Raw genomic sequence first — 24,401 nt, forward strand, 5'->3', positions numbered from 1 at the left:
TGATGCAGTAAATCTGCTGATAGCTGATAGACGAACAGGGCTGTTCCCGAAATTTAAACTGGCTTTTTGGTGACAGCCCTTACTATGTAGCCTCTTTTACAGGAACTTATAGCACTTAGTTCTCTACAATATTTTTTGCAGGTGAATCCTTCTTTAAATTAAAATTATATTGGTTTTCATTTTCATATTTTGGGTCTAGGTAACTGGATTTTAAATCGCTTTTTGAAGTAATTTTAAATTCAGGAAAAGAAGTGTATGCTTCTTCTTTCCATACCCAAATACCTGTTCTTCCTACTTCCTTATGAAATACATTCATTATTAACTTGTTGGCATAATTTGTTGTAAAATGGTTAGCAATAAATAGACGAGATGGTCCAGCAGTTAAAATGTTTTTTTCAATCACATTTTTTTTAATATTATGCTGTAATAAAAGCTGTCCCCCGTCTAACCCTTTCGTATCGTTTCGATAAATAATATTTTTGGAGATAATGGAATTTTTCGTACCACCTCGTTCTTTATCATATCCGCCAATTGATATGCCTGTGTAATAGTTTTCATAAATAATATTATTTCTAATTGTAATATGCTCCGCATATTTCCCAGCATGTTCAGAGGTTGCTTCAATACCGATATCGCAATGATAGATGGTATTCTTTTCAATAGTTATATTTTTTCCGCCGTCTACGTAAATACCACCTGCACTATAATCTTCTCCATAACTTGGATTTCCGTAAGAGGAAATATCATAAACTTGATTATTCTTTATGAAGCCATTTCGTGCATAGTCATTTTTCTTATCATTAGATATCCCTTCATAACCGATAATATCAATGCCTATATTATCATTTCGGCGAACAAGATTATGTTCTATTTTAAAGCCATTTATATTACCATTGAGTACAATCGATTCACTTGAGCCAAGCTTTAAATCTTCCACTGTATTATTTAAAATGTTTATGTCTACCATTGGAGAGGTTCCATATACCGCAATTCCATGCCCATTTCCATCATTTGCATGAGTTTCAATACGCTGCACATGGTTATTTTCTAAAGTAATATGACTGCTAGAACCTGTAACATAAATTCCCATTACTGTTTCATTTGTTACATTACTAGTTAAATCCTGTATGATTAAACCACTAACTGTAACATAGTTTTTATTATTTATTGTAACTAACGAAGTATTCTCTTCAGCATCCTTTAGGTCCTTTCCACTAACAACTACCTTCTCGTTTTTGTAGGCTTTAAAAGTAATTGGTTTTGTTTTTGTACCACTATGTTTAACGACAAGCTTTTCGTTGTAAGTTCCTTTTCGTATGAAGACAGTAGTTCCTGCACTAGCTTTTGTAGCGGCTTTATTTAGCGTGCGAAATGGCTTTAATTTTGTACCATCATTTTGATCATTTCCATTTATAGATACATATATGACCTTTTCCTGCCCTGCATTAGCACTATTCGATATGAGAAAAATTGTAACAGCAGCCCCCATCAATAGAATAAATAATACCTTTTTCATGTAATCACTCCGTAATAAAAATAATTATGTCTTCATCATCGTACACGATGATGAAGACAAATACTATTTCTTCGTATTTAAAGCAAAAAAGAAGGCTGAAGAGATGGCCATGCGGCATTAAATCTAATTTATGGGAGCTTTAGTGCAATTCTATTTGGAAACAACTGAAAACTGACTGAGTTGAAAAAAGTATAGTAGCAATTATTTGTTGATCTAATTTTCCATCAACAAGAAGGGACATGAGGGAAAACAAAGCATATGGAAGCATGTGGGAACACTATATTAATAGAGAACTGGTAGAAGATACATAGGTTGGTTTGAAGCAACCGTACCTAGTTACGACTGAATCTGAACTTCATGGGATGAAGAGCAAGAGGTTAGTGGCATTTGGAGAAAATGCTATCACTAACTCCTAACTTACTTACATGTCCTTTGACCAAATTGGTAGAAAAAGCTTAATGCCTCGTTTGTTAAACGGGAGGAACTTGCTATCTCCAACTAAGTGGCTAATATACCCAATGAGGCAGGTATAGTAAACGCCGTCAACAGCAAGTGAGGATTCTAGGTTAGCAGCAATAAACCCAAAGAAAATAACCCCCAAGATAGAATGCGTATATGTACGGTGTGCTACAAAGGAAGCAATAAGAATATAGATTCCTAGCAATAGTAACCACATTTCCTGTAAGGATAGTCCACCCGCTAGTATACCAATCCCGGTAATGGTTAGCATATGCTTTTGCTTGATCGATGAAGATAATGCCAACAGTGCTAAACCGATTCCCATCCCAATGTACCTTTCATTATTTGCTCCTTCATAGAAACTATAGCAAATAAGCAAAACACCAATTAATTGTGCAACCGCTCGAAACATCTTATGAGATAAGGTTATCTTTCCTCTTAATTTACCATCGATATCAAGATCAGGAAGTAAACCTGATACGGTACCGATCCCGATTAGTAAAAGTGTTTGCGAAGGAGTAGATTGAAGGTTGTTTGCTATAATAAATCCTGTTGCTGCTCCAATTGTTGCATGTGCTGTACCATTCATTTAGTAGTACTCCCTCCATCCTATACGAGATTATAGAAAAACAGACTATTACATTGTACAACAAAATATATGTTCTGTTTAGTAGTAGAATTAATTATTTCAATTGTTTTATTTTATGAGAAAGTATAGAGAACAAGTGAAAGTCAAACGTGAAAAGGCAGTCTGAATTGGATAATCTATATTTAGAAAACAAAAAGGAGCAATCTCAATCTATCGAGCTTGCTCCTAGTTACAGATCATCTTATTCTTTTGTGTTTGTAGAATCTACAAAATTCCATAGCTTGAAGGCTATTTCTCTGGCCTCTACTTCATGGGGCGTTGTTTTAAATACTTCTTTAAATGAGTGCGAAATTGTCTCGATCAGGAAATATCTAGGATCATCTTTTTTTAATTCTTCAAGTAGAAATAGCAAGTACTCCAGACCGCTTGATGTAGTATTCGTATCAAGTTTTTGGTGGAAGCCATTTAATTGAGTTAAAAGTTGGTCTTTGGATCCTTTCTTATCACCTATGTTTCTCGCTAATGTGCTTCGTACATCGTCATCTAAAAGCAGGTCTTTTGAATGTATCAATTGTGGTACAATCGCATCTATTCTTCTAATCACATAGGCTACAAGCTCAGTAATATCACTTAAATTCTTTGATGAGGCAGTCCAAATATGAATAATATGTTGCATCATGCCAAGTAGAAGGACTGCACAATCAAGTGCATAGGGAGCAGATGCTTTGCCATATACATCAATTAGTCTATCTCTTAGCCAAAATAATTCGGCTAAATGATTTTTTTTGACAAAATCTCTTAGTTCATCGTCACCGGAATGGAAAATAGCTTCAAACAGAAGAAATAGATTCTGTTCGCGATTAATGTGCATACGAATTGCTATTTGTTCTGCAAGAACTTTTTTATCAGAAAGGTTTTGTCCAATAAGAATTTCTCTTCGCCTAACAAATGTCTCCTCATTAACATATTCTAATATTGCTATTAGACATTCATTCTTCGAGGAAAAATAGTTATAAAATGTTCCCTTTGAAATGTTTGATTCCTCTAAAATATCTTGTATGGAAGTAGCAGAGAACCCTTTCTCGATGAAAAGTTGTTGTGCAGTAACTAAAACTTGTCGCTTTCTTTCATTCATCTTATCACCTTTATTCCGCTCTCACAGGAAGAAAAAGATAATTTTGCTCCATTCCTGTAAGAACCAGCGTCGTTCAACTGCAAATAATGGAAGGATAATATTAGCTATACCTTATGCAGCATAAGATTATCGTAACCGATTACTATCTTCTTAGCAATGAGAACGAATATTATTGAGAGAAGCTTAAAAAAATTGTTGAGCTTTATACAATATTAGTATCAGGTATTAATACTTTATGTTAGAATGAAGTCGTAAGAATAAATCAATCTATTTATAAAGTGAAGGGGTTTCAGGATATGTATTATTTCGCAGCACATGCTTTAAAAATAATATTACGTTTGTTTGGAAGATTGAGTGTATACGAAAAGCAAAATGTACCGACATCAGGTGGCTATGTTATAGCTTGTACGCATACAGGTTGGGTTGATATATTATGGCTCGGAGTATCTGTTCTGCCAACAAAAATCCATTATATGGCAAAAAAAGAGCTCTTTCAAACTCGATTTTTAAAATGGTTGATGGAGGGGCTCCACGCATTTCCAGTTGATAGAGAAAATCCTGGTCCGAGTACCATTAAAATTCCCAGACGTTTACTATCTGAGGGAAAGGTTGTGGGGATTTTTCCAAGTGGTACGAGAACGAGTGAGGAAGTTCCTTTAAAAAGAGGTGCAGTTACGATTGCAGGACATGCGAATGTTCCAATTATTCCGGTGGCTTATAGTGGGCCAAATAATTTTAAAGATCTGTTGACGCGTGTGAAACCGAAAATTATATATGGCAAACCAATTTATCTGTCAACAGATTTGACTAAAAAAGAGGGAATGGAAGTTATGTTAGCTGAACTAAATCAGGAATTACGTCTGCTCCAGCAGAAGCTCCAGTCAAAGTGATCTCAACAAGAGGGAGTCTATGTTAAGAAATAGAGCTCCCTTATTAATAGATTAGCATAGAGGATGAGTAATTTTTCCGCATGAATAATACACTGCCTTACGTTACAGCCAGTTTTGAAAAGTATAAAAAGACTAATTATTCATCTAGGTTTAGTTAGATTAATTTTATATGTAATGATAAACGATTCATTACTCTAAGTTAATTAATCAATAACTTTGCACATGAGAATACAAGCGTAAAAAAGCGTAGGAGGGAAAGTTATGGGGATTAGAAATTCTGCCAAAGCAATTATTATTCATGAGGGTGAAATTTTAACAATAATGAAGCAAGATAGAGAGGGCTATTATTATTTGTTGCCTGGAGGTGGGCAAAATAAAGGTGAAAATTTACATCAGGCCTTAAAAAGAGAAGTATTAGAAGAGATAAGTGCAGTTGTAGAAATTGGTGAATTATTGTGCATACGTGAATATATCGGAAAAAATCATGAACATGCCACATATGATGGGGATACGCATCAAATCGAATATATGTTTATTGCTAGTTTAGAGGGAGATAGAAGCCAAGTAATGAATGGCGTTCTTCCTGATGATGGTCAAATTGATGTAGCTTGGCTACCTATTTCAAGCATTGAGAACTATCGGCTATATCCAAAAGCACTTCGTCCCTATTTAATTGAATATATGGCTGAAGTAAAGCCTCCCGTTTATCTTGGGGATGTTAATTAACGATATATACTTCAATAAATAATATAAAACAATAGATGTCCGTATACCTTTCTTTTAAAGGGAAAAAGTAAGTAGAACCGATAAAAAAGATAGAGGTGTGTAAAATGGATAATGTTAATCTAGGGCTATCTGATGAAATGCAGAACCATTTAAGCAAATATTTAACACAAATTACATCTGATATTAATCATGTGCTTGATACAATTGAAAGAAAAGACTGCTGTATATTAAATGAGTTTGAGCATATCCATCATACGTTTCATGATTTACAAAAGACAGCTGCTTCGTATTATTTAAATTCATACTTATCCTCATACACTGATCGCTATCAAGCCTTATCAACAGCGATACAACATTTTTCCGAGCGTAAACACGGGGCACTCATGGTTGTTGAACGAAATGATATGTTGGAAACATTCCTACATTCTGGGATTCCAGTTGGTGCAAATCTTAGTTATGCCTTATTGGAATCCATATTTTACCCTGGAAGCCCACTTCATGATGGCGCTGTCCTAATTAAAGGGAATACCATAATCTCTGCGGGAAATGTTCTTCCTCTCTCTCAACAGGTAGCAGGTGATAAAAAAATGGGAACACGACATAGGGCTGCATTAGGATTATCTGAAATTAGTGACGCAGTTGTACTTGTTGTATCAGAAGAAACAGGTAAAGCTTCCTTTGCATTAGATGGTAAAATGTATGCGATTCATCCTGGAGGAATGATTTAAATGGTTGAAACTGACAAATCTTATGCGTATCATCCAATCGGTCATTCGAAGATAGTTTCTTTCTCAAGCTTTTCGGATTGAAATAATTCAATAAATCGCCTTGTACTTTTAGAAAGGTAACGGTCCTTTAACCAAATAAGAGATGACTGAGAAATGATTGTATTATCTTCTATTGTTAATGTTTTTAGCCCACGTAATTGATGTCCAGATAGTGTCGACTCAGGAACAATTGTTGCTCCAACCTCCTCACTAACAAGTTGGAGAATCATGTCTACATCTGGACATTCACAGACTATTTTAGGGTGTAGATTAAAACTTTCAAATTGATCAAGGATTAATTCATATTGTCCAATGCCGCTAATTCTGTGTAATAGTAACAATGGAAATGTGCTTAGTTGTCTCATTGTAGTAGCTATCATGGAAGATTCGCACCATTGTTCTGGCATTACTACGATATATTTTTCATCCGGAAGGGAAAGGGAATTAAAGGCTTGCATCTCTAATGGTAAACGAATAATGGCAATGTCAATATCTCGATTACTTAGTTGTTCAGCAAGCGAATAGGAATCTCCTTCTTTTAAATAAAAGTGCACGTGAGGGTATTTTTCCTGAAATAGCTTTATTTGCCTTGGTATGTGAGAGAAGCAAGTTTTCACACAACCGAGCGAAATACTTCCCTTCGTACCCGTCCCAGTTTCTTTTACCTCTGTAATTGTTTCTTCTAATGTATCGAACAATTCGTTAATTTTATTATAGAGTACTGTTCCTGCATCTGTTAATTCCATTTTACGCCCGTTACGTTCCAATAATTTAACTCCTAGTTCTTCTTCTAATGACTTCAAGCTTTGACTTAGTGGTGGCTGGGCCATATGTAATTTATTAGCTGCTCGGGTAATTTGCCCTTCATTAGCTATAGCTTGAAAATACCGTAAATGTCTTATTTCCATTGAGCTATTCATCCTTTTTTAGTTGGTAACGCTTACTTTCATTGGATTATATATGATTTGATGTACAAAAACAATATCTTTTAAAACAAATATATATTATATATATAGATTACTAATGAAATAGATATTATTAATATAGAAATAATCGTGCTATTATTCTAATTAAAGGTATTATTCAGAAAAAGTTTGTGCATTGGACCGAAATGATACCGCTTACAATAATAAAGTATAGGAGGAAAGTATATGCCAGCAAAATCAGGAAAACAATATATCGATCGTTTAAAGCAAGCGAATAATAATGTGTATATTCATGGAGAACGTGTTGAAGATGTAACAGAGCATCCGGCATTTAAAAATGCAGTTCAGTCCATGGCAAGACTATATGATATTCAATATGAAAAACCAAAAAAAATGCTCTACACTTCTCCTACTACAGGAGACCAAGTAGGGAAGACATTTATGGTACCAACCACCATTGATGAACTAATCGAGCGACGTGAGGCAATTATGGAATGGCAAAGTTTTACGAAAGGGTTAATGGGAAGATCTCCTGATTATTTAAATGCTGATGTTATGGCAATGGGAGCAGCAAGTGAATTCTATGCCGAGGGTGACCCAATGTTTGCTGAAAACGCAAGGAACTTTGCTACTTTTGCAAGGGAAAAAGACATTAGTTTGACCCATACATTAATTCACCCACAGGTGAATCGTGCAAAGATTCAGGCTGAGCAGAAAGATGCAAATGTCGCTCTTCATGTAGTAGAAAAAAATGATGAAGGTGTCGTAGTTGATGGGATTCGCCTTTTAGCAACGCAAGGTGGTATTACGGATGAAATTCTAGTATTTCCATCTACAGTTAAAAAATCAGGTGAATTAGACGATCCTTATTCGTTAGCTTTTGCAATTCCGAATAACACACCAGGACTAAAGTATTTGAGTCGTGAATCGTTTGACTATGGAAAGAATCAATATGATCATCCACTCAGTTCTAAATTTGAAGAAGGGGATACCATTGTCGCATTTGATCATGTACTTGTACCGTGGGACCGAATCTTCGTTTTAGAAAATTCATCCATATGTAATCGGGCATTTTCTGAGACGAATGCAGTTGTGCATATGACACATCAAGTGATTGTCAAGGATATCGCTAAAACTGAATTCCTGCTTGGGGTTGTTCTTACACTAATGGATTCGATTGGCATTGATGGATTCCAGCACGTAAAAGATAAAGGCACAGAAATCATGCTTACCTTAGAAACAATGAAATCTCATCTATTTCGAGCTGAGCATAGCGCTAAATTGGATAGGTGGGGGATGATGACACCTAATTTCCAAGCTTTAGATGCTGCTAGAAATTGGTTTCCTCGTGTTTATCCGAGAATGGCTGAAATACTAAGGATTTTAGGGGCATCAGGCATGATGGGAATACCAACATATGCTGATTTCGAAAATGAAGAAATTGGTCCAATTCTTCATCGTGCTATGCAAGGAAAAAACGTTGAAGGTTATGAGCGCGTACAGATTTTTCGTTTAGCTTGGGATTTGACAATGAGTGCATTTGGTAGTCGCCAAACGCATTATGAATACTACTTTTTTGGCGATCCAATTAAAATGGGCATGGCGTATTTTGATAAATATGATAAAGAAGTGTATAAAGCCCAAGTTCGGGACTTTTTAAGTAGTCAGCACATGGGGCAAGTGAAATTATAAAATTTTTATTATAAAAGCCAAATAAAATTGATGGTAATACATTGAGCCTAGAAATTGGCTCGGTGTTCATTATCAAATGAAAATTACTTTCTCTAATACAGTTATAAATTGTAATTTACTTAAGCCAACAGGCAGCCACATGAAGGAAGCTATAAGGTTCTCAAGTGGTATATTGCAATATAACGGTGATAGCCAATGGTTGGTGGTAGTAAAATCGAATGCGTTATGAGTAAGACTACCAAGATAGATGTTCTAAGTAATTTCCATGATTTCCGTAGAGTCAGTTTCCATCTTACAATAAAGGAGGAGAATTAGCATGGAAAACAGAGAGTTTCGTAATGCAATGGGGAGATTTGCCACTGGAGTTACGGTAATTACAACAAAATCGGGAGATAATCATCATGGCATGACAGCGAATGCGTTTATGTCTGTTTCACTAGATCCTCAATTGATAACGGTTTCCATTGACAATCGAGCTAATATGTTAAATAAAATAAACCAGTCTGAGAAATTTGCTGTTAGTTTTCTGTCTGATAAGCAGCAGGATATTTCCATGCACTTTGCTGGTCAAGCAAATGCTGACGAGGAAATAGAATTTGATTATATACAACAAGTTCCGGTAATCCAAAACGCTCTAGCCTCCATAGTATGTGATTTAGATCGTAGCGTAAAAGTTGGAGATCATACATTGTTTATTGGTAAAGTGATCGATATGAATGTAACAGATGGAAATCCGTTAACATTCTTCGGTGGAAAATACGGAAAACATGAACCCGTTGAATATGTATAGTTAACGATCGAAATTATTATATATGATTTAATATATTATATTCAAAGGAGTGGAAATCACATGGCTAATCAAGTAGCTGATCAGCATTTGAAAATGAAACAGCAAACAAAAGATATCAAGCTCTATATCAATGGAGAATTCGTTGAAGCCGAAAGTCAGCACACATTTGAAAATATAAGTCCATATACAAATGAAACCATAAACAAGGTTGCATCAGGTGATCAAGCTGATATTAAGAAAGCTGTACAGGCAGCAAGAGCTGCCTTTAACGGAGAATGGGGCAACTTAAAAGTAAAAGATCGGCTTGCATATGTCTACAAAATTGCAGATCTTATTGATGAGCATATTGAAGAGATAGCCCCTCTAGAATCATTTGATACTGGTTTACCAATAAGTCAAACCAAGAAAATGGTGAGTAGAGCAGCCTATAATTTCCGTTTTTATGCTGAAATGGTTTCTACGCGCATGGTAGGAGAAGCATATCAAGTGGATGATGAATTTTTAAATTATACCATTCATAAACCAATTGGTATTGCTGGGTTAATTACACCATGGAATGCACCATTTATGTTAGAAACATGGAAAATAGCACCAGCATTGGCTACTGGGAATACCGTTATCTTAAAGCCGGCGGAGTGGTCTCCATTGACTGCTAATCGATTGGCAGAAATCATAGACAAGGCAGGACTTCCTAAAGGCGTATTTAATGTAGTTCACGGCTATGGAGAAACAGCAGGTGCTTCCCTTGTAGCACATCCCGATGTTGAGTTGATTTCATTTACTGGAGAGACGACTACTGGCTCAGAAATCTTAAAAAATGGTGCGGACGCTTTGAAGAGCTTTTCTATGGAGTTAGGTGGAAAATCACCAATTATTGTTTTTGACGATGCTGATGTTGAACGTGCACTTGATGCATGTACATGGGGGATATTCTCGTTTAATGGAGAGCGCTGTACGGCGAATTCGCGCTTGTATGTGCATGAACATATAGCTGATGAGTTTATTCATAAGTTAAAACAACGTATAAACAAGATAAAAGTAGGAGATCCGTTAGAAGCAGATACACAGGTTGGTCCACTTATTCATAAAAATCATTATGCTAATGTCAGGAATTATCTTGAAATTGCTAAAAAAGAAGGATGCGAAGTAATTAGTGGAAATGTTCCAGACAGCAAAGGTAATTACGTTGCGCCAACCCTTATTCTGAATGCAACTAATCAAATGCGTGTGATACAGGAAGAAATATTTGGACCAGTTATTGCTGCAATGACATTTACAGATGAACAAGAAGTTATTGACTTAGCTAACGATGTTCGCTACGGCTTAGCTGGTTACGTTTGGACACAGGATATACAACGGGGGCATCGTGTTGCTCAAGCGATTGATTCTGGTATGTTATGGGTGAATTCACAGAATGTACGTGATTTAAGAACACCATTTGGAGGATCAAAGCACAGTGGAATTGGTCGTGAAGGTGGACATTATGCCTTTGAATTCTATACGGAAACACAAATTATCCATGTTGCTTTAAAGGATCATCCTATTCCGCAATTTGGAAAGTAATAGCTGTCATGATTTTATATGGGGAGGGGAATGCCAGCATGAACTTTGATATTATTCGTTCAGGTCGTGCCATTTTACACGTAACCGATTTAAAAAAGTCTAAAGCTTTTTATGAAGCGCTCGGATTTATCGAGTCAGAAGCGGATGATGAGAATATTTTTTTCCGCGGGCTGGAAGAACACAATCATCACAGCCTCTGGTTAAGAAAGAAACCGGAGGCTGCTGTGGAAGCAATAAGCTATAAAGTTACCTCTGAAAAAGATCTCGATGAACTGGAGAAATTCTTTCTTAGCCAAGGCAATGATGCGAAGTGGTTAGAAAAAGGGACACAACGAGCACTTGGGCGTGCATTACGAGTTCAAGATATTTCTGGTTTACCATTAGAATTTTACGCAGAAATGGAGACGGTTGACCGCCTATTACAACGCTATGACCTGTATAAAGGTGCGAAAGTACAGCGGATTGATCATTTTAACTGTATGGTACCAAATGTGGAGCAAGCATATGACTTTTATATCAACCAACTTGGATTTATGTGTTCAGAATATACCGTTGGAGAAGAAGATAAAATATGGGCTGCTTGGCTACATCGTAAGCCATCCGTTCATGATGTTGCATTCATGAATGGGCAAGGACCACGGCTACATCACATTGGTTTTTGGCTAAAAGACCCAATGAGTTTAATAGATGGTTGTGATGTGCTTGCGGCTATGGGGTATGGACCAAATATTGAACGTGGGCCAGGTCGTCATGGATTATCCAATGCCTTCTTCTTGTACCTAAGAGATCCAGATGGTCATCGAATTGAATTATATAATGGAGATTATTTAACGAGTGACCCCGACTTCAAACCAATTAAGTGGGATTTAGATGATCCAATGCGACAAACATTTTGGGGACATGAAGCGCCGGACAGCTGGTTTGAAGAAGCGTCTAGAGTTTTGGATGTACAAACTGAGAGAAAATTGCCGCTACATGAACCGAAATTGAAAAAAAGAAAACCGCAATTTGTACTATAGGTTAATTCAAATCGTTTAATGAAAAGAAAGGATGAGCAAAATGACCAAGACATATGAGGAAATAAAGCAGCGTTTAAGGGGGTCAATCACTCCAGTTATTACACCGTTCAAAGCTGATTTTTCAATTGATTACGATAAACAATCGGAACTGATTGAATATCAGTTGAACAATGGTACACATGCGATTTCTGTTACAGGTACATCAGGGGAACCAAGTTCACTGACCATTGAAGAACGGGTCAAAGTAATGGATAACGCGAAGAAAACAATTAATGGTCGAGTACCATTTGCACCAGGTACTGGCTCAACGAACCACGATGAAACCATGTATTTAACAAGAAAGGCACAAGAAATTGGTGCAGATGCAGCCATGGTTATTGTTCCATATTATAATAAACCGAATCAGCAAGCATTATATAAGCATTTCAAGACGGTAGCAGATTCGGTGGATATACCAATTATTGTATATAATATTCCGGGTCGCACTGCATTAAATATGGAAGTAGAAACATTAGCTAAATTAAATGAGGATTGTCCAAATATTGTGGGTGTTAAAGAATCAAATAAGGATTTTGAACATGTGAACAGAGTAATGCTTCGTTGTGGTAGAGACTTCCTATTATATTCAGGTATTGAATTACTTTGTTATCCGATGTTGACTATTGGTGGTGCAGGATCAATCAGTGCAACAGCTAATGTAGAACCAGCAAAGGTAGCGGAGATGCATGATGCATGGACAATGGGGGATGTGAAGCGTGCACAAGACTTGCATTTTGAATTAATGAAATTAAATGATGTCCTATTTAAAGATACAAACCCTGCACCAGTAAAGACAGCTTTAGGGATGATGGGGAAAATCGAACCCGTATTACGACTGCCGATGGATTTACCTTCAAAATCGCTTCAAAACGAAATTCGTGAAACCTTGGTTGAATACGGGAAACTTTTACAGCCCACTTAAGGAGAACAACATAAGAGCAAAAGTAAGCTAGTCAATGGGCAATGAGGCTTATGGGTATATTTTTTCATAGTACTTCGAGCTTAAGCAATAATCTTTTGTAACAGGATTGGGTATTGCTTAAGCTTGGTATATAGCTCAGAAAAAAGGATGATGAATCATGAAAACCGTTCGCTTAAAGATGTCAGGTATACAGCATTATAGGGAAGCCAAGGTCGATGTTGAAAATGGGAAAATCGAAATTGCTGGAACATCGTATAAGCAAGAGGAGGTTTCGTATGATATCCCTGTGTCTGGAACAGTTTACGGTACGTTATTAAACTATCAGGGCGAATACAAACAACTAGAAAAGGCTATGTATGAAGCACCATATCTAGCCCCTCCCAAAGCACCGATTTTATATATTAAACCTGTCAATACATTTGCTTCTGCAGGATCGATGATTGTCCTACCTGAGGACATTTCAGAACTAGAGATGGGTGCAGCCTTAGGTGTTGTAATAGGTAAATCAGCAACCAAGGTTAATGAAGTCGAAGCATTATCGTACGTAGAAGGATATACGATTGTAAATGATGTTACTATTCCACATGATAGTGTTTATCGACCAGCTATTAAAGAAAAGGCTCGCGATGGTTTTTGTCCAATTGGACCCTGGGTTGTAACACGTGACTCTGTAGATAGCCCTAATGATTTACAGATTCGAGTAAGGATTAATGGTGTGTTGAAACAAGAAAATAATACGAAAAATCTTATTCGTTCCGTTGAGAAACTAATTGCTGATGTGACCGCGTTTATGACATTAGCAAAAGGGGATGTGCTATTAGTTGGCATACCAGAAGACCCACCTGTTGCCAGAATAAATGATGTTGTACAGATTGAAATTAACAAGATAGGTATATTAGAAAATACGATAACTACCGAAGAAGCACTAGTAGGAGGGAGAGCATGAAGCATGCACGAATTGCTTATCAGGGACTTGTCCATGAAGCAGTTGTTACAGAGGATGGTATCCAACTAAATGATGGAAGAATGGTAAGCGAAGATCAGGCAGTGTGGCTGCCTCCAGTTAAGCCAAATACAATTTTTACATTAGGTTTGAATTATGCCGATCATGCGAAGGAATTATCGTTTTCTCCAACTCAAAAAGACCCACTTGTATTCTTTAAAGGTCCAAATACACTAATTGGTCACAAAGCCAGCACCATGCGTCCAAGTGATGTTGCATTTATGCATTATGAATGTGAATTAGCGGTCGTCATTGGCAAGGAAGCGAAACAGATAAGAAAAGAAGTTGCATATGATTATGTTAAAGGATACACAATTGCAAATGATTACGCGTTACGTGATTACTTAGAGAATTATTACCGGCCAAACTTAAGAGTGAAAAATCGTGACGGTTGTACACCAATAGGACCATGGTATGTAGATAAAGCCGATGTGAAGGATCCTATGAATTTAGCATTGCGTACATACGTCAATGGAGAAAAAACACAAGAAGGATCAACTGCTGATATGCTTTTAGGAATTCCAGAGTTAATTGAATACTTAAGTGGATTTATGACCCTGTTCCCAGGAGACATTATTTTAACCGGCACCCCAAAGGGCTCCATAGATACAGCAGTAGGAGATGAAGTAGTAACCGAGATAGAAGAAATCGGTCGTCTTGTCAATACAATAGTTGGGGAGGAAGCCTTTCTATCTAATTAATATGGCGAAAGGAGAAGAGCTTGTGCCACATGTAATCATTGAATACACAGATAATTTAAAAGCGGTGAGTATCCCAAAATTATTGAAAACAATAAATACCACACTACTTAACCATCAAGATATCATTCCGATTGGTGGACTTCGTTCCAGAGCTATTGAATTGAGTGATTATCTTGTCGCTGATGGTACTCAAGATGACGCTTTTGTACATGCTACGTTAAAAATAGGAAAAGGACGAACGGAAGAAGAAAAAAAGCGATTAGGTGATGATTTGTTTCGTGCCATCGAACAGCATTTTTCTACGATCTATAAAGATCGTTATCTTGCATTATCTATGGAAATCTATGAATTTATCTCTCCTACGTATAAATTAAATAATATTCATCAGCGCTATAAAAAATAGTATTGGAGAAAGTTCAAAATAGTTACTAGCACAAAGCGATCAAATATTTATGCCAAATAGCTGGGAAAGGCCTGCCACCAATTGATGTTATCTTAAAGGGTAACCTGTTGAAGAGGAGGTATGTAACCATTTTGACATCATATATAATATAGTATATGATTAATCCACTATGGAAAATAAAACAATTACTAAAAAACAAAAAGCTTATGATTATATGAAATCAAGAATTATTGAAGGGTACTATGCACCTGGTCAACGCATTGTCATTAATCAATTAGTAAAAGAACTATCTACAAGTGCAATTCCAATACGAGAAGCTGTACGGCAATTAGAAGCAGAGGGATTAATTGATTATCAGAACAATATTGGACCGGTAGTTACGCCAATTGATAAAAACGAGTATTTAGATACGATTTCCGTATTAGCAGTTATGGAAGGATATGCGACTGCATTGAGTAACCAACAGGGCTTCTCAGAAGAGAAAATAACGGAGTTATCAACGAAAAATCAACAAATGAAAGAGGCTATTGAAGCATTTGATTTTCAGGCTTTCGGAAGATTAAATCGGCAGTTTCATGATTTAATCTATACCCATTGTGAAAATAGATTTTTGGTTGAGGAAATTCGCAAATCTTGGAGAAAGTTAGACTCAATACGGAGAACAGGTTCTGCATTTCATCCTAAACGTGCTTTTGCTTCTATTCAAGAGCATCAACAACTCATAGATTTACTTCGTAGAAAAGCTGATTTTGAAACGGTTGAAAAGGTAGCTCGTATGCATAAATTAAATACAAAGGAAGCATTTAAACATCAACGTAACCAAATCCATGGAGATGCCTTTATATAATATGCAAGGTGTTATTGGATCGATTTTTTTGCTGGTAATTATACACGATGGCAATGCTTATGGGAACAGATAAGGTGGAGTATGTACTTGTTCACAAGATGAAAACCGTGCTTGTAAAAAAGGCTCATATTCCTGTTATGTAAGTAGGGAGCTGACGAATACAGACAGCTCCTTTTACATAGTCTAGGAAATTAAAAAATTAGCCCATGTCGATAAATATGGGCGTGTCAAGCCGGGTCCAGGTTCAGCGCTCAGAAACGAGGTGACTTCATGAATTGCTCTACAATAAGTCATCATCGGTTCGTAAGCACACCGTGATTCCTTATCTCCGTTGACTCGCCAGTCGTTACGTTTCTAATCGAAAGAGAAAAAATTCTGATAATTCACAATTGACATTATATATGATCTTATATATAATTTTGTATACCAAATGGAAGCGTTATCAAAAGGATGATGGCTGAATTTATTCCTTGGAGGGAAAATGATGTTTGATAAGCTTGGATATTTTATTGGGATTATTGTATTGCTTTTACTAACAGCTTGTTCTGAAGGAATAGCTTCCACTGGATCACAACATAATTTAATTATTTCTCATTTTTTACCCGGGAGTCATCCGGTTCAGACTCAGGTGTTACAAGGTATAGGTAATGAAATAGAAAAAAAGACAGATGGAGACATAACCTATGAATTATATCCCTCCAATGCATTGGGAGTGGCAGGATCACAATATGATATGGCTGTTACGGGAGAAGCAGATATTGCATTAAGCGTTCATGGATATTCTCCTGGGAGGTTTCCATTGATGTCTGTTATGGAACTACCTTTTTTGGCGGAAACAGCTGTCCATGGTTCGGAAATAATAGCAAATCTCTATGAAGAATTTCCAAGTATTCAGGAGGAGCATGCTGATACGATACCATTATTTTTATTTACCGCAGAACCTGCTCAGTTAATTACGAAAAATCACCGTATTGAATCACCTGAAGATGTAAAAGGTTTACGTGTTCGATCTCCATCTCCGTTAGCTAATGATATTTTGGAAGCATTAGGAGCTGTACCTGTATCTATGCCAATGGGAGATGTTTATGAGTCACTAGAGCGAGGTGTTATCGATGGAGCGATGGTTCCTTTGGAAGCGCTTTATAATTATCGTCTACATGAAATAGCGGCTTATATCACAATTGGCAACTTCTCTGCAACTCCTTTCTTTTCGGTAATGAATAAGGAAGCATATTATCGTTTTACAGATTCGGAAAAACAGGTCATAAATGAAGCTACAGGAATAGAAGCGTCTATAGAAAGTGGAAGTGTTTTTGATGTAGACGGTCAGACAGGAAGGAAATTAGCAAAAGAAAATGGAGCAGAGGTAATTGATTTAACAGAGGAGCAATTAATTCCATGGAGAAAGGCATTGGACCCAATTGTTCAAGCATGGATAAATGACATGGAAAATAGGGGCTATCCCGGTCAACATATTTATGATCGAGCATTTCAATTAAAAGCGGAGCTAAAGAAGTAGAAAGAAGGTGATTAGATGGACAGCATAATGAAGCAATTAAGTAGAGTCATTCATTATATTGCTCAAGTCATTCTATTATTGATGGCGATCTTGATTACATTAGATGTACTCAGTAGATGGATTCTTAAAGCTCCTATCACGGGTACGGTCGACTTTACGGAGCTAGGTCTATCACTTGTCATCTTCTTAAGCCTAGCTTACACACATGTCAGAGAGGGACATATTACAATTGACTTTGTAATTGAGCGATTCTCAACTCGTATACAGTGGATATTTGAATCTGTCATTAATTTGTTAATCACGGGTTTAATGCTACTTGTAGCATGGAGTACCTGTGAATATGCAATTCGTCTCTTTTACGCTCATACGGTAACAGGTGATTTACGTATTCCACTTTTTCCGATCGCTATGTTAGCAGTTATAGGGACAATATTATTCGCGCTAACCGCATTTCTGCATGCTATTCATTATTTGCAAAAGGTGGTTCATTCAAATGAGTCCTGAAATAATCGGTTTTATTAGTATTATTGCATTGATTGTCTTGTTATTACTAAAGGTTCCCGTAGGTATTTCTCTTTTATTTGTAGGCTTGACAGGTACAACATTAATAAGAGGTTGGGATGTGGCATTTGCTCAGCTCGGTAGGACTCCATTTGACACGGCGAGTTCCTATTCGTTAAGTGTTATTCCATTATTTATTTTGATGGGCATGATTCTTTCATACACGGGATTGGGAAAGGATTTATACAAAGCTGTAGACAGTTGGGTTGGTCATCTTCGGGGAGGATTAGCAATGGCCACCATTGGTACTGCAGCCATTTTTTCTTCCATTTCTGGTTCACTTAATGCGACAACTGCAACCGTTTCTAAAATTTCACTTCCTGAAATGGAAAAATTTAAATATCAACCGAGTCTATCGACAGCTTGTGTAGCAGCAGGTGGTACACTTGGAATATTAATTCCGCCAAGTGTGATCTTAATTTTATATGGAATTCAAACAAGGGAAGCAATTGGGGCATTATTAATAGCAGGTATTATTCCTGGTGTCATTCAGGTCATTATCTTTATGATTATTATTGCAATTCTTGTTCGGCGTAATTCAACATTAGCACCTGCGAGATCTGAACAAGCAACAATTCGTGAGAAATTACTTACATTAAAAAATGTTTGGCCATTTTTAGGCTTATTCTTAATTAGTATTGGTGGAATCTACTTAGGTATTTTTACACCAACCGAAGCTGCGGGTGTAGGAGCAATGGGTGCAATTATTTTCGCTTTTTTATCTAGAAGACTTGACTGGAATAAACTAAAGCAATCATTTAATGAATCGTTACGGTTAACTGCCTATATCTTTTTAATACTTATCGGAGCTACATTATTTAGTCAGTTTCTCACAATTAGCAGACTACCTGTGAAGCTTACTTCCTTTGTGAGTGGGTTAGAACTTAACGCATATGTAATTCTGATCTTAATATTAATTGTATTATTTATATTAGGATGTTTTATCGAAGGCTTATCCTTAATCGTTTTAACGCTTCCAATTATTTATCCGATTATTATGGAACTTGGATTTGATGGTGTCTGGTTTGGAATTATTATGGTGATGGCAATCAATATAGGATCATTAACACCCCCGTTAGGAATTAGTATCTTTGTTATTAAAGGAGTCGCGACTAATATTCCAGTACAGACAATTTTCCGAGGAGCTGTGCCTATGATCATTGGGATGATCATTTGCATCGTATTGTTAATCGTATTTCCGCAAATAGTAACGATATTACCTAGCTTAATGAAATAAAATATATTAAAGATCTTCTAAAATGCAAAAGTATTGCTATACATATATCCCTTCGTTGAAAATAACCGATCATTGCTTACGGAAAATTAAAAGCTCTAAATTCTTCAGAAGTGGGCATTGCTTTATAGCCGAACTTCTGTGACTTATACAAATAGTAATGAACCTATTCAAGCTACATTTATAGTGAAAGAAAGAAGTATCTTTCATAATTAGTTTATGAATGGTAAACTAGAGCTGCAACTTAATTAAGAAATCTGTAAAAATACAGGAGAGGTTCGCAATTCCATCCCTCTATAAAAAACTAAGGAGACCAAAACAACACCCTTCTTAGTGTTGTTTTTTTGATGGGAAATGCTAGTTAACGAACACTCTTCTTTGTCGAGGAGGAGAAGCGTCGATGAACGACCAAAAAGCGATAGTTGTATTCAGTGGAGGCCAGGACAGTACTACTTGTTTGTTTTGGGCGCTGAGAAAGTTTGAACATGTAGAAGCAGTAACATTTCAATATGGTCAGCGCCATATCGAAGAATTACAAGTTGCGAGAAATATTTGTGAACACTTGGAAGTTACACATCATCTGTTGGATATGAGTTTGTTAAATCAGTTAGCACCAAATGCGTTAACTCGAAAAGATATCGAGATAACAGAAAATGAGGGAGAGCTACCATCTACCTTTGTCCCTGGAAGAAACCTTATGTTTTTATCGTTCGCAGCAATTTTAGCTAAGCAAATAGATGCCAAACATTTAGTAACTGGTGTCTGTGAAACGGATTTTAGTGGTTACCCAGATTGTCGGGATATTTTTATTAAATCACTGAATGTAACAATAAATTTAGCAATGGATGAACAATTTGTTTTGCATACACCGCTTATGTGGTTGGATAAAGCAGGGGTGTGGGAGTTAAGTGACCAGCTAGCGGCTTTTTCATTTGTGAAAAATAATACGTTGACCTGCTATAACGGAATCAAAGGCAGTGGATGTGGGGAATGTCCGGCATGTAAATTAAGAAAAAATGGGTTAGAAAAATATGAAGCTAATCGGAAGAGGGAGCAAGCAAAATGATACAACAAATCTATCCTGTTCCACATCATAACTATTCCTATGAAATTAACAAAGACTTTCATTTTGCAGCAGCACATTATATTCCACATCAAGACACTGGGAGATGTCAGTCCATGCACGGACATACATATTTTACAAATATTACGATTGTTGGTGAAACACTTAACCACACAGGATTTTTAGTTAATTTTAAAGAAATAAAGGATTTGATTCATAAACGCTTTGATCATGGTGTTATGAATGAAGATATTGCTTTTTCAAATGTGTGTCCTAATACCTTTCCAACAACAGAAATTGTTGCTCGGACGATTTATGAATTAGTACAGGAATATTTAGATGGTTTTTCGCATTCTCCGCGTTGTATCCAAGTGTATTTACGGGAAACGCCTTCTAGTTATTGTGTTTATCGTCCAAAGGAGAATATAGATGAAAATACCAGTAATTGAAATATTTGGACCGACCATTCAAGGGGAAGGAATGGTTATTGGAAGAAAGACCATGTTTATACGAACTGCTGGTTGCGATTATTCCTGTTCATGGTGTGATTCAACATTTACATGGGACGGATCAGAGAAACATCTCATTAAAATGATGGAAGCAGAGGAAATAATGCAAACCTTATATCAAAAGGGTGGAGATCAATTCGGCCATGTAACGATTTCAGGTGGCAACCCAGCGTTACTTAGCCAATTGAGTCGCTTGATTGATTTACTCCATCACGAACAAATAAAAGTTGCTATTGAGACACAGGGAAGTAGATGGCAATCGTGGTTTACTAAAATTGATGATCTAACGTTATCACCAAAGCCTCCTAGCTCAGGGATGAAAACCAATTATCAAACGTTAGATTTTATAATTGATTCGTTACAACATCGACAAAAAGGAGAATATAGCTTAAAAATTGTGATATTTGATGAGGGTGACTTAACATACGCTGAACAGATTCATAAAAGGTATCCTCAGGCTAAATTATTTCTTCAAGTAGGAAATGATGAAATTGGTATGGAAAGTTCAGATAAATTGATGGAGCACTTACTTCAGAAATACGAAGCGCTTATTGAACGTGTAATGACAAACAACATCTTAAAAGATGTGCGGGTGCTCCCTCAATTACATACCTTTCTCTGGGGGAATAAACGCGGTGTATAAGAACACGATGGAGATGAGATATATCTTATCCTAAAGCCTTCACTTTTAAAGAAAAATGATAGGGAAAAATTATAAATATGTAAAATATTTTTACAACCAAAAAGCCGAACTAGATTCAAATGAGAGCGGGTAAAACGTTTCGAATCTAGTTCGGCTTTCTCTTTGGCTAAATTCTTATCTCAAATTCTATATTGATGACTTATTGTCATTTTCGTTGACATTATGTCATCGTGAAGATAAGCTAAATGAAGATACGCTTGGGAGGAATAAATTCATGGCAGCGGACAATTGCAATTTTCGGCATGGTCATTATTTTCATGATCAATTTTTATCAGTTAGCCCATTTAGTAAAATGTCAACAATGGATAAGGTTACTATGTTAACTATTTTGAATGGGAAGCGACAGGGAGCATCAATCATTTACTGGTGTTTAGGAGAATACATAAACTCTATTATCTATGAAAGGTAACTAAATTCATGAAGGACACTACGTTTAGCCGTATACGTTTTTTAATTATTATCTTAATCTGTTTATTTTTATTTAGTCTGGTGGCTGTGTATAGTGGGTCTGGTCAGTATGCAGTGGCAGATGAGTTTTACTTTGTAAAACGACAATTGTTTTGGTATATAGTTGGATTTCTTATGTTGATCATGGTTGCTTGGTTTGACTATGAATTACTAGAAAAATGGGCTTTTCCAATGTACCTTATTGGGGTTTTGATGTTAGTCTATGTCCAATTGTTCGGTACAGTAAAAAATGGTTCTCAGCGATGGATAGATTTGGGGATCTTTCAGTTACAACCCTCTGAGTTTATGAAACTATTTTTAATTCTTTATATTGCTGTTCTTTTAAAGAAGGCTGGTAGTAAACGTCTATCATTCATTGCTAGTATTCCAGTTGTATTAAAGGTTTCCATCGCAACGGTAATACCATTATTTTTCGTATTAATGCAACCAGATTTAGGTTCGGGCTTAATGATCGTAGCCTCTACATTGACGTTTTTATTTGTCTCCCATATTTCTACAGCTATGCTTTTATTGTTAACCGTTAGCTTAATTGCTTTAATTATTCTACTAATAACCTTATACTATTTGAATTTTGAGTTGTTTTCTCGTTTTTTTCAAGATCATCAATTATCTAGAATTTATGGTTGGTTGAATCCGAATGAATTTGCATCCGATTATGGTTATCAATTAAAGCAGGCTATCCTAGGTATTGGTTCTGGGCAATTAACAGGAAACGGGTTTAACCAGGGTGTGCAAGTCCAAAATGGGCAAATTCCAGAAGCGCACACTGATTTTATCTTTACGGTTATCGGTGAGGAATTTGGATTTATAGGTGCAAGTATATTGCTATTGTTGTATTTTCTACTAATTTACCAAATTATGATGACTTCATTTCATTCAGGTAGCTTGTTTGGTGTTTATCTTTGTATTGGTATTAGTGGGTTAATGGCATTTCAAATTTTCCAAAATATTGCTATGACAGTTGGTTTGATGCCAATAACGGGTATTGCACTTCCTTTTCTCAGCTATGGTGGTAGTGCTTTATTAACTAATTTAATTGCATTAGGAATAATAGCTAGTATCCGAATCAGATCTAATCGTCGCTATGTATTTGGAAAAAATGTATTGACACAAGGTGATTAAATGAAAGAAAAAATACAGCAAATGGATTATCTCTTATTAATAACTGTTCTTTTGTTATCGGCATTTGGTTTAGTAATGGTATATAGTGCTAGTTATCCGATTGGGTATGAAGTTTATCATAATAGTACTCATTTTTTTGTTAGACAGTTTCTTTGGGTGTTAATTGGTTTCTTATTCTTGATAGTCACCGTACTTATACCACTGCATCGGATAAATAGAATGGTTCCATTGCTAGTTATATCATCTATATTTTTTTTAGTTCTTGTATTAATTCCTGGTATTGGAATAGAAAGGAATTATGCACAAAGATGGATTTCAATAGGTAGATTTGTCTTTCAACCAACAGAAGCTATCAAAGTTTCAATGGTTATATATTTTGCCTATATATATGCGAGAAAACAATCGTATATTCACAAGTTTGGCAAAGGTGTTCTTCCACCTCTTCTGCTATTAGCAACTGTATTTATGCTTATCTTATTACAGCCAGATCTTGGAACAGCCTCTCTAATTCTATTTTCCTGTGGAATTATTGTATTCTGTTCTAGAGTTAGATTTATACATTTAGTCGCGCTAGGTACTATTGCGATCTTAGGTGTAAGTTATTTTGCATACACATCACCGTATCGGTTGCAACGCTTAACATCTTTTCAACAGCCATTTGAAACCGCTGCTACTGATGGGTATCAACTCATAAACTCCTATATCGCAATAGCAGCAGGAGGAATAACTGGTAATGGACTAGGGAATAGTGTTCAAAAATTAGGTTATCTACCTGAAGCTCACACGGATTTTATTATGGCAATTATAGTAGAAGAGCTCGGCATAGTAGGTTTAATTATAGTGCTAGCAGCTTATTTAATGATTTTCTATAGAGGCATTCATATAGCTTTTCAACAGAGACATATGTTTCCCAAATTATTAGCTCTGGGCTTGACATTTCAAATAATTATTCAAGCTATATTAAATCTTGGAGCAGTTTCTGGAATGTTACCAGTTACAGGGATTACGCTTCCTTTTATAAGTTATGGGGGTTCTTCTTTGCTGTTTATGCTAATTTCTGTTGGAATATTAATTAATATATCTACATTAAAATATGAAACCGTTAATACACGATGATTGTTTTTGTAGTTAGATTATATTATCATTTATGGTGTTGGTAATAATAAAGGAAACGATTGTGAAGAGAATCACTAATGTAACGAATACGATGGTTATAAAAATGACATTAGTTAGTA

At 36.1% G+C, this 24,401-nt stretch carries 25 protein-coding genes and 1 riboswitch; of the genes, 21 read left to right on the forward strand and 4 right to left on the reverse strand.

Features of this window, described 5'->3' with window-relative positions; all coding sequences use genetic code 11:
• Window positions 1-115 precede the first annotated feature (115 nt).
• The 3 genes from RVS70_RS02355 to RVS70_RS02365 form a co-directional block, all read right to left on the reverse strand.
• The gene (locus RVS70_RS02355) at window positions 116-1,516 is read right to left on the reverse strand and encodes a right-handed parallel beta-helix repeat-containing protein (protein WP_121604933.1); all 1,401 of its coding nucleotides are present in this window, start codon (window positions 1,514-1,516) and stop codon (window positions 116-118) included.
• Between the two features lie 421 nt (window positions 1,517-1,937).
• On the reverse strand, window positions 1,938-2,564 hold the full coding sequence (locus tag RVS70_RS02360) for a metal-dependent hydrolase (protein ID WP_026681696.1): 627 nt from the start codon (window positions 2,562-2,564) through the stop codon (window positions 1,938-1,940).
• Between the two features lie 241 nt (window positions 2,565-2,805).
• Entirely contained in the window at window positions 2,806-3,699 is an 894-nt protein-coding gene (locus RVS70_RS02365) for a TetR/AcrR family transcriptional regulator (RefSeq protein WP_026681697.1), read from the reverse strand.
• Between the two features lie 296 nt (window positions 3,700-3,995).
• Here RVS70_RS02365 and RVS70_RS02370 point away from each other — a divergent pair, with 296 nt between their 5' ends.
• From RVS70_RS02370 to cdaS, 3 genes are all read left to right on the forward strand, one after another.
• On the forward strand, window positions 3,996-4,589 hold the full coding sequence (locus RVS70_RS02370) for a lysophospholipid acyltransferase family protein (protein ID WP_026681698.1): 594 nt from the start codon (window positions 3,996-3,998) through the stop codon (window positions 4,587-4,589).
• A 261-nt stretch (window positions 4,590-4,850) separates the two neighbouring features.
• A complete protein-coding gene (locus RVS70_RS02375) occupies window positions 4,851-5,315 on the forward strand; it encodes an NUDIX domain-containing protein (RefSeq protein ID WP_321132473.1) in 465 nt (154 codons plus the stop codon).
• 104 nt (window positions 5,316-5,419) lie between these two features.
• Window positions 5,420-6,043, forward strand: a complete 624-nt coding sequence (cdaS, locus tag RVS70_RS02380; RefSeq protein ID WP_026681700.1) for a sporulation-specific diadenylate cyclase CdaS — start codon at window positions 5,420-5,422, stop codon at window positions 6,041-6,043.
• Between the two features lie 41 nt (window positions 6,044-6,084).
• Here the strand turns inward: cdaS and RVS70_RS02385 are convergent, their stop codons facing one another.
• Window positions 6,085-6,990 carry a LysR family transcriptional regulator gene (locus tag RVS70_RS02385; RefSeq protein ID WP_026681701.1) on the reverse strand — a complete coding sequence of 302 codons (906 nt, stop codon included), beginning with the start codon at window positions 6,988-6,990 and terminating at the stop codon, window positions 6,085-6,087.
• 243 nt (window positions 6,991-7,233) lie between these two features.
• On the opposite strand from RVS70_RS02385, the gene hpaB reads away from it, so the two are divergent.
• From hpaB to ftsW, 18 genes are all read left to right on the forward strand, one after another.
• Window positions 7,234-8,700: a 4-hydroxyphenylacetate 3-monooxygenase, oxygenase component gene (gene hpaB, locus RVS70_RS02390; protein WP_121604936.1), complete on the forward strand. Its 1,467-nt coding sequence runs from the start codon at window positions 7,234-7,236 to the stop codon at window positions 8,698-8,700.
• 316 nt (window positions 8,701-9,016) lie between these two features.
• Window positions 9,017-9,490, forward strand: a complete 474-nt coding sequence (locus RVS70_RS02395; RefSeq protein WP_026681703.1) for a flavin reductase family protein — start codon at window positions 9,017-9,019, stop codon at window positions 9,488-9,490.
• Between the two features lie 60 nt (window positions 9,491-9,550).
• Window positions 9,551-11,053 carry a 5-carboxymethyl-2-hydroxymuconate semialdehyde dehydrogenase gene (gene hpaE, locus RVS70_RS02400; RefSeq protein WP_200862554.1) on the forward strand — a complete coding sequence of 501 codons (1,503 nt, stop codon included), beginning with the start codon at window positions 9,551-9,553 and terminating at the stop codon, window positions 11,051-11,053.
• 38 nt (window positions 11,054-11,091) lie between these two features.
• Complete coding sequence (hpaD, locus tag RVS70_RS02405) at window positions 11,092-12,072, forward strand: 3,4-dihydroxyphenylacetate 2,3-dioxygenase (RefSeq protein WP_026681705.1); 981 nt, start codon at window positions 11,092-11,094, stop codon at window positions 12,070-12,072.
• A 40-nt stretch (window positions 12,073-12,112) separates the two neighbouring features.
• Window positions 12,113-13,033 carry a 2,4-dihydroxyhept-2-ene-1,7-dioic acid aldolase gene (gene hpaI / locus RVS70_RS02410; RefSeq protein ID WP_121604938.1) on the forward strand — a complete coding sequence of 307 codons (921 nt, stop codon included), beginning with the start codon at window positions 12,113-12,115 and terminating at the stop codon, window positions 13,031-13,033.
• Window positions 13,034-13,190: 157 nt separating this feature from the next.
• Window positions 13,191-13,979 (forward strand): fumarylacetoacetate hydrolase family protein, encoded by a 789-nt coding sequence (locus RVS70_RS02415; protein WP_121604939.1) that lies wholly within the window; start codon window positions 13,191-13,193, stop codon window positions 13,977-13,979.
• The gene (locus tag RVS70_RS02420) at window positions 13,976-14,737 is read left to right on the forward strand and encodes a fumarylacetoacetate hydrolase family protein (RefSeq protein WP_205388443.1); all 762 of its coding nucleotides are present in this window, start codon (window positions 13,976-13,978) and stop codon (window positions 14,735-14,737) included. The genes RVS70_RS02415 and RVS70_RS02420 overlap by 4 nt, the downstream gene beginning before the upstream one ends.
• Window positions 14,738-14,759: 22 nt before the next feature.
• On the forward strand, window positions 14,760-15,140 hold the full coding sequence (locus tag RVS70_RS02425) for a 5-carboxymethyl-2-hydroxymuconate Delta-isomerase (protein ID WP_321132474.1): 381 nt from the start codon (window positions 14,760-14,762) through the stop codon (window positions 15,138-15,140).
• A 169-nt stretch (window positions 15,141-15,309) separates the two neighbouring features.
• Window positions 15,310-15,987, forward strand: coding sequence for a GntR family transcriptional regulator (locus tag RVS70_RS02430; protein ID WP_026681710.1), 678 nt, complete (start codon window positions 15,310-15,312; stop codon window positions 15,985-15,987).
• Window positions 15,988-16,471: 484 nt separating this feature from the next.
• Window positions 16,472-17,506, forward strand: a complete 1,035-nt coding sequence (locus RVS70_RS02435) for a TRAP transporter substrate-binding protein (protein ID WP_246484698.1) — start codon at window positions 16,472-16,474, stop codon at window positions 17,504-17,506.
• 15 nt (window positions 17,507-17,521) lie between these two features.
• On the forward strand, window positions 17,522-18,010 hold the full coding sequence (locus tag RVS70_RS02440) for a TRAP transporter small permease (RefSeq protein WP_205388445.1): 489 nt from the start codon (window positions 17,522-17,524) through the stop codon (window positions 18,008-18,010).
• On the forward strand, window positions 18,000-19,304 hold the full coding sequence (locus RVS70_RS02445) for a TRAP transporter large permease (RefSeq protein ID WP_205388446.1): 1,305 nt from the start codon (window positions 18,000-18,002) through the stop codon (window positions 19,302-19,304). Before RVS70_RS02440 ends, RVS70_RS02445 begins: the two co-directional genes overlap by 11 nt.
• A 264-nt stretch (window positions 19,305-19,568) precedes the next feature.
• A riboswitch (PreQ1 riboswitch) is annotated at window positions 19,569-19,615 on the forward strand.
• An 86-nt stretch (window positions 19,616-19,701) separates the two neighbouring features.
• Window positions 19,702-20,367 (forward strand): 7-cyano-7-deazaguanine synthase QueC, encoded by a 666-nt coding sequence (gene queC / locus RVS70_RS02450; protein WP_205388447.1) that lies wholly within the window; start codon window positions 19,702-19,704, stop codon window positions 20,365-20,367.
• Window positions 20,364-20,813, forward strand: coding sequence for a 6-pyruvoyl trahydropterin synthase family protein (locus tag RVS70_RS02455; protein WP_205388448.1), 450 nt, complete (start codon window positions 20,364-20,366; stop codon window positions 20,811-20,813). The genes queC and RVS70_RS02455 overlap by 4 nt, the downstream gene beginning before the upstream one ends.
• Window positions 20,794-21,516: a 7-carboxy-7-deazaguanine synthase QueE gene (gene queE, locus RVS70_RS02460; protein WP_026681716.1), complete on the forward strand. Its 723-nt coding sequence runs from the start codon at window positions 20,794-20,796 to the stop codon at window positions 21,514-21,516. The genes RVS70_RS02455 and queE overlap by 20 nt, the downstream gene beginning before the upstream one ends.
• A 274-nt stretch (window positions 21,517-21,790) precedes the next feature.
• Window positions 21,791-21,985 carry a hypothetical protein gene (locus RVS70_RS02465; RefSeq protein ID WP_205388449.1) on the forward strand — a complete coding sequence of 65 codons (195 nt, stop codon included), beginning with the start codon at window positions 21,791-21,793 and terminating at the stop codon, window positions 21,983-21,985.
• An 8-nt stretch (window positions 21,986-21,993) separates the two neighbouring features.
• Window positions 21,994-23,166, forward strand: a complete 1,173-nt coding sequence (rodA, locus tag RVS70_RS02470; protein ID WP_121604947.1) for a rod shape-determining protein RodA — start codon at window positions 21,994-21,996, stop codon at window positions 23,164-23,166.
• Entirely contained in the window at window positions 23,167-24,282 is a 1,116-nt protein-coding gene (gene ftsW / locus RVS70_RS02475; protein WP_121604948.1) for a putative lipid II flippase FtsW, read from the forward strand. It abuts the gene before it with no gap.
• Window positions 24,283-24,401 lie beyond the last annotated feature (119 nt).

The sequence above is a fragment of the Virgibacillus sp. M23 genome, assembly GCF_034190895.1.
Classification (GTDB): Bacteria; Bacillota; Bacilli; order Bacillales; family Amphibacillaceae; genus Virgibacillus; species Virgibacillus salarius.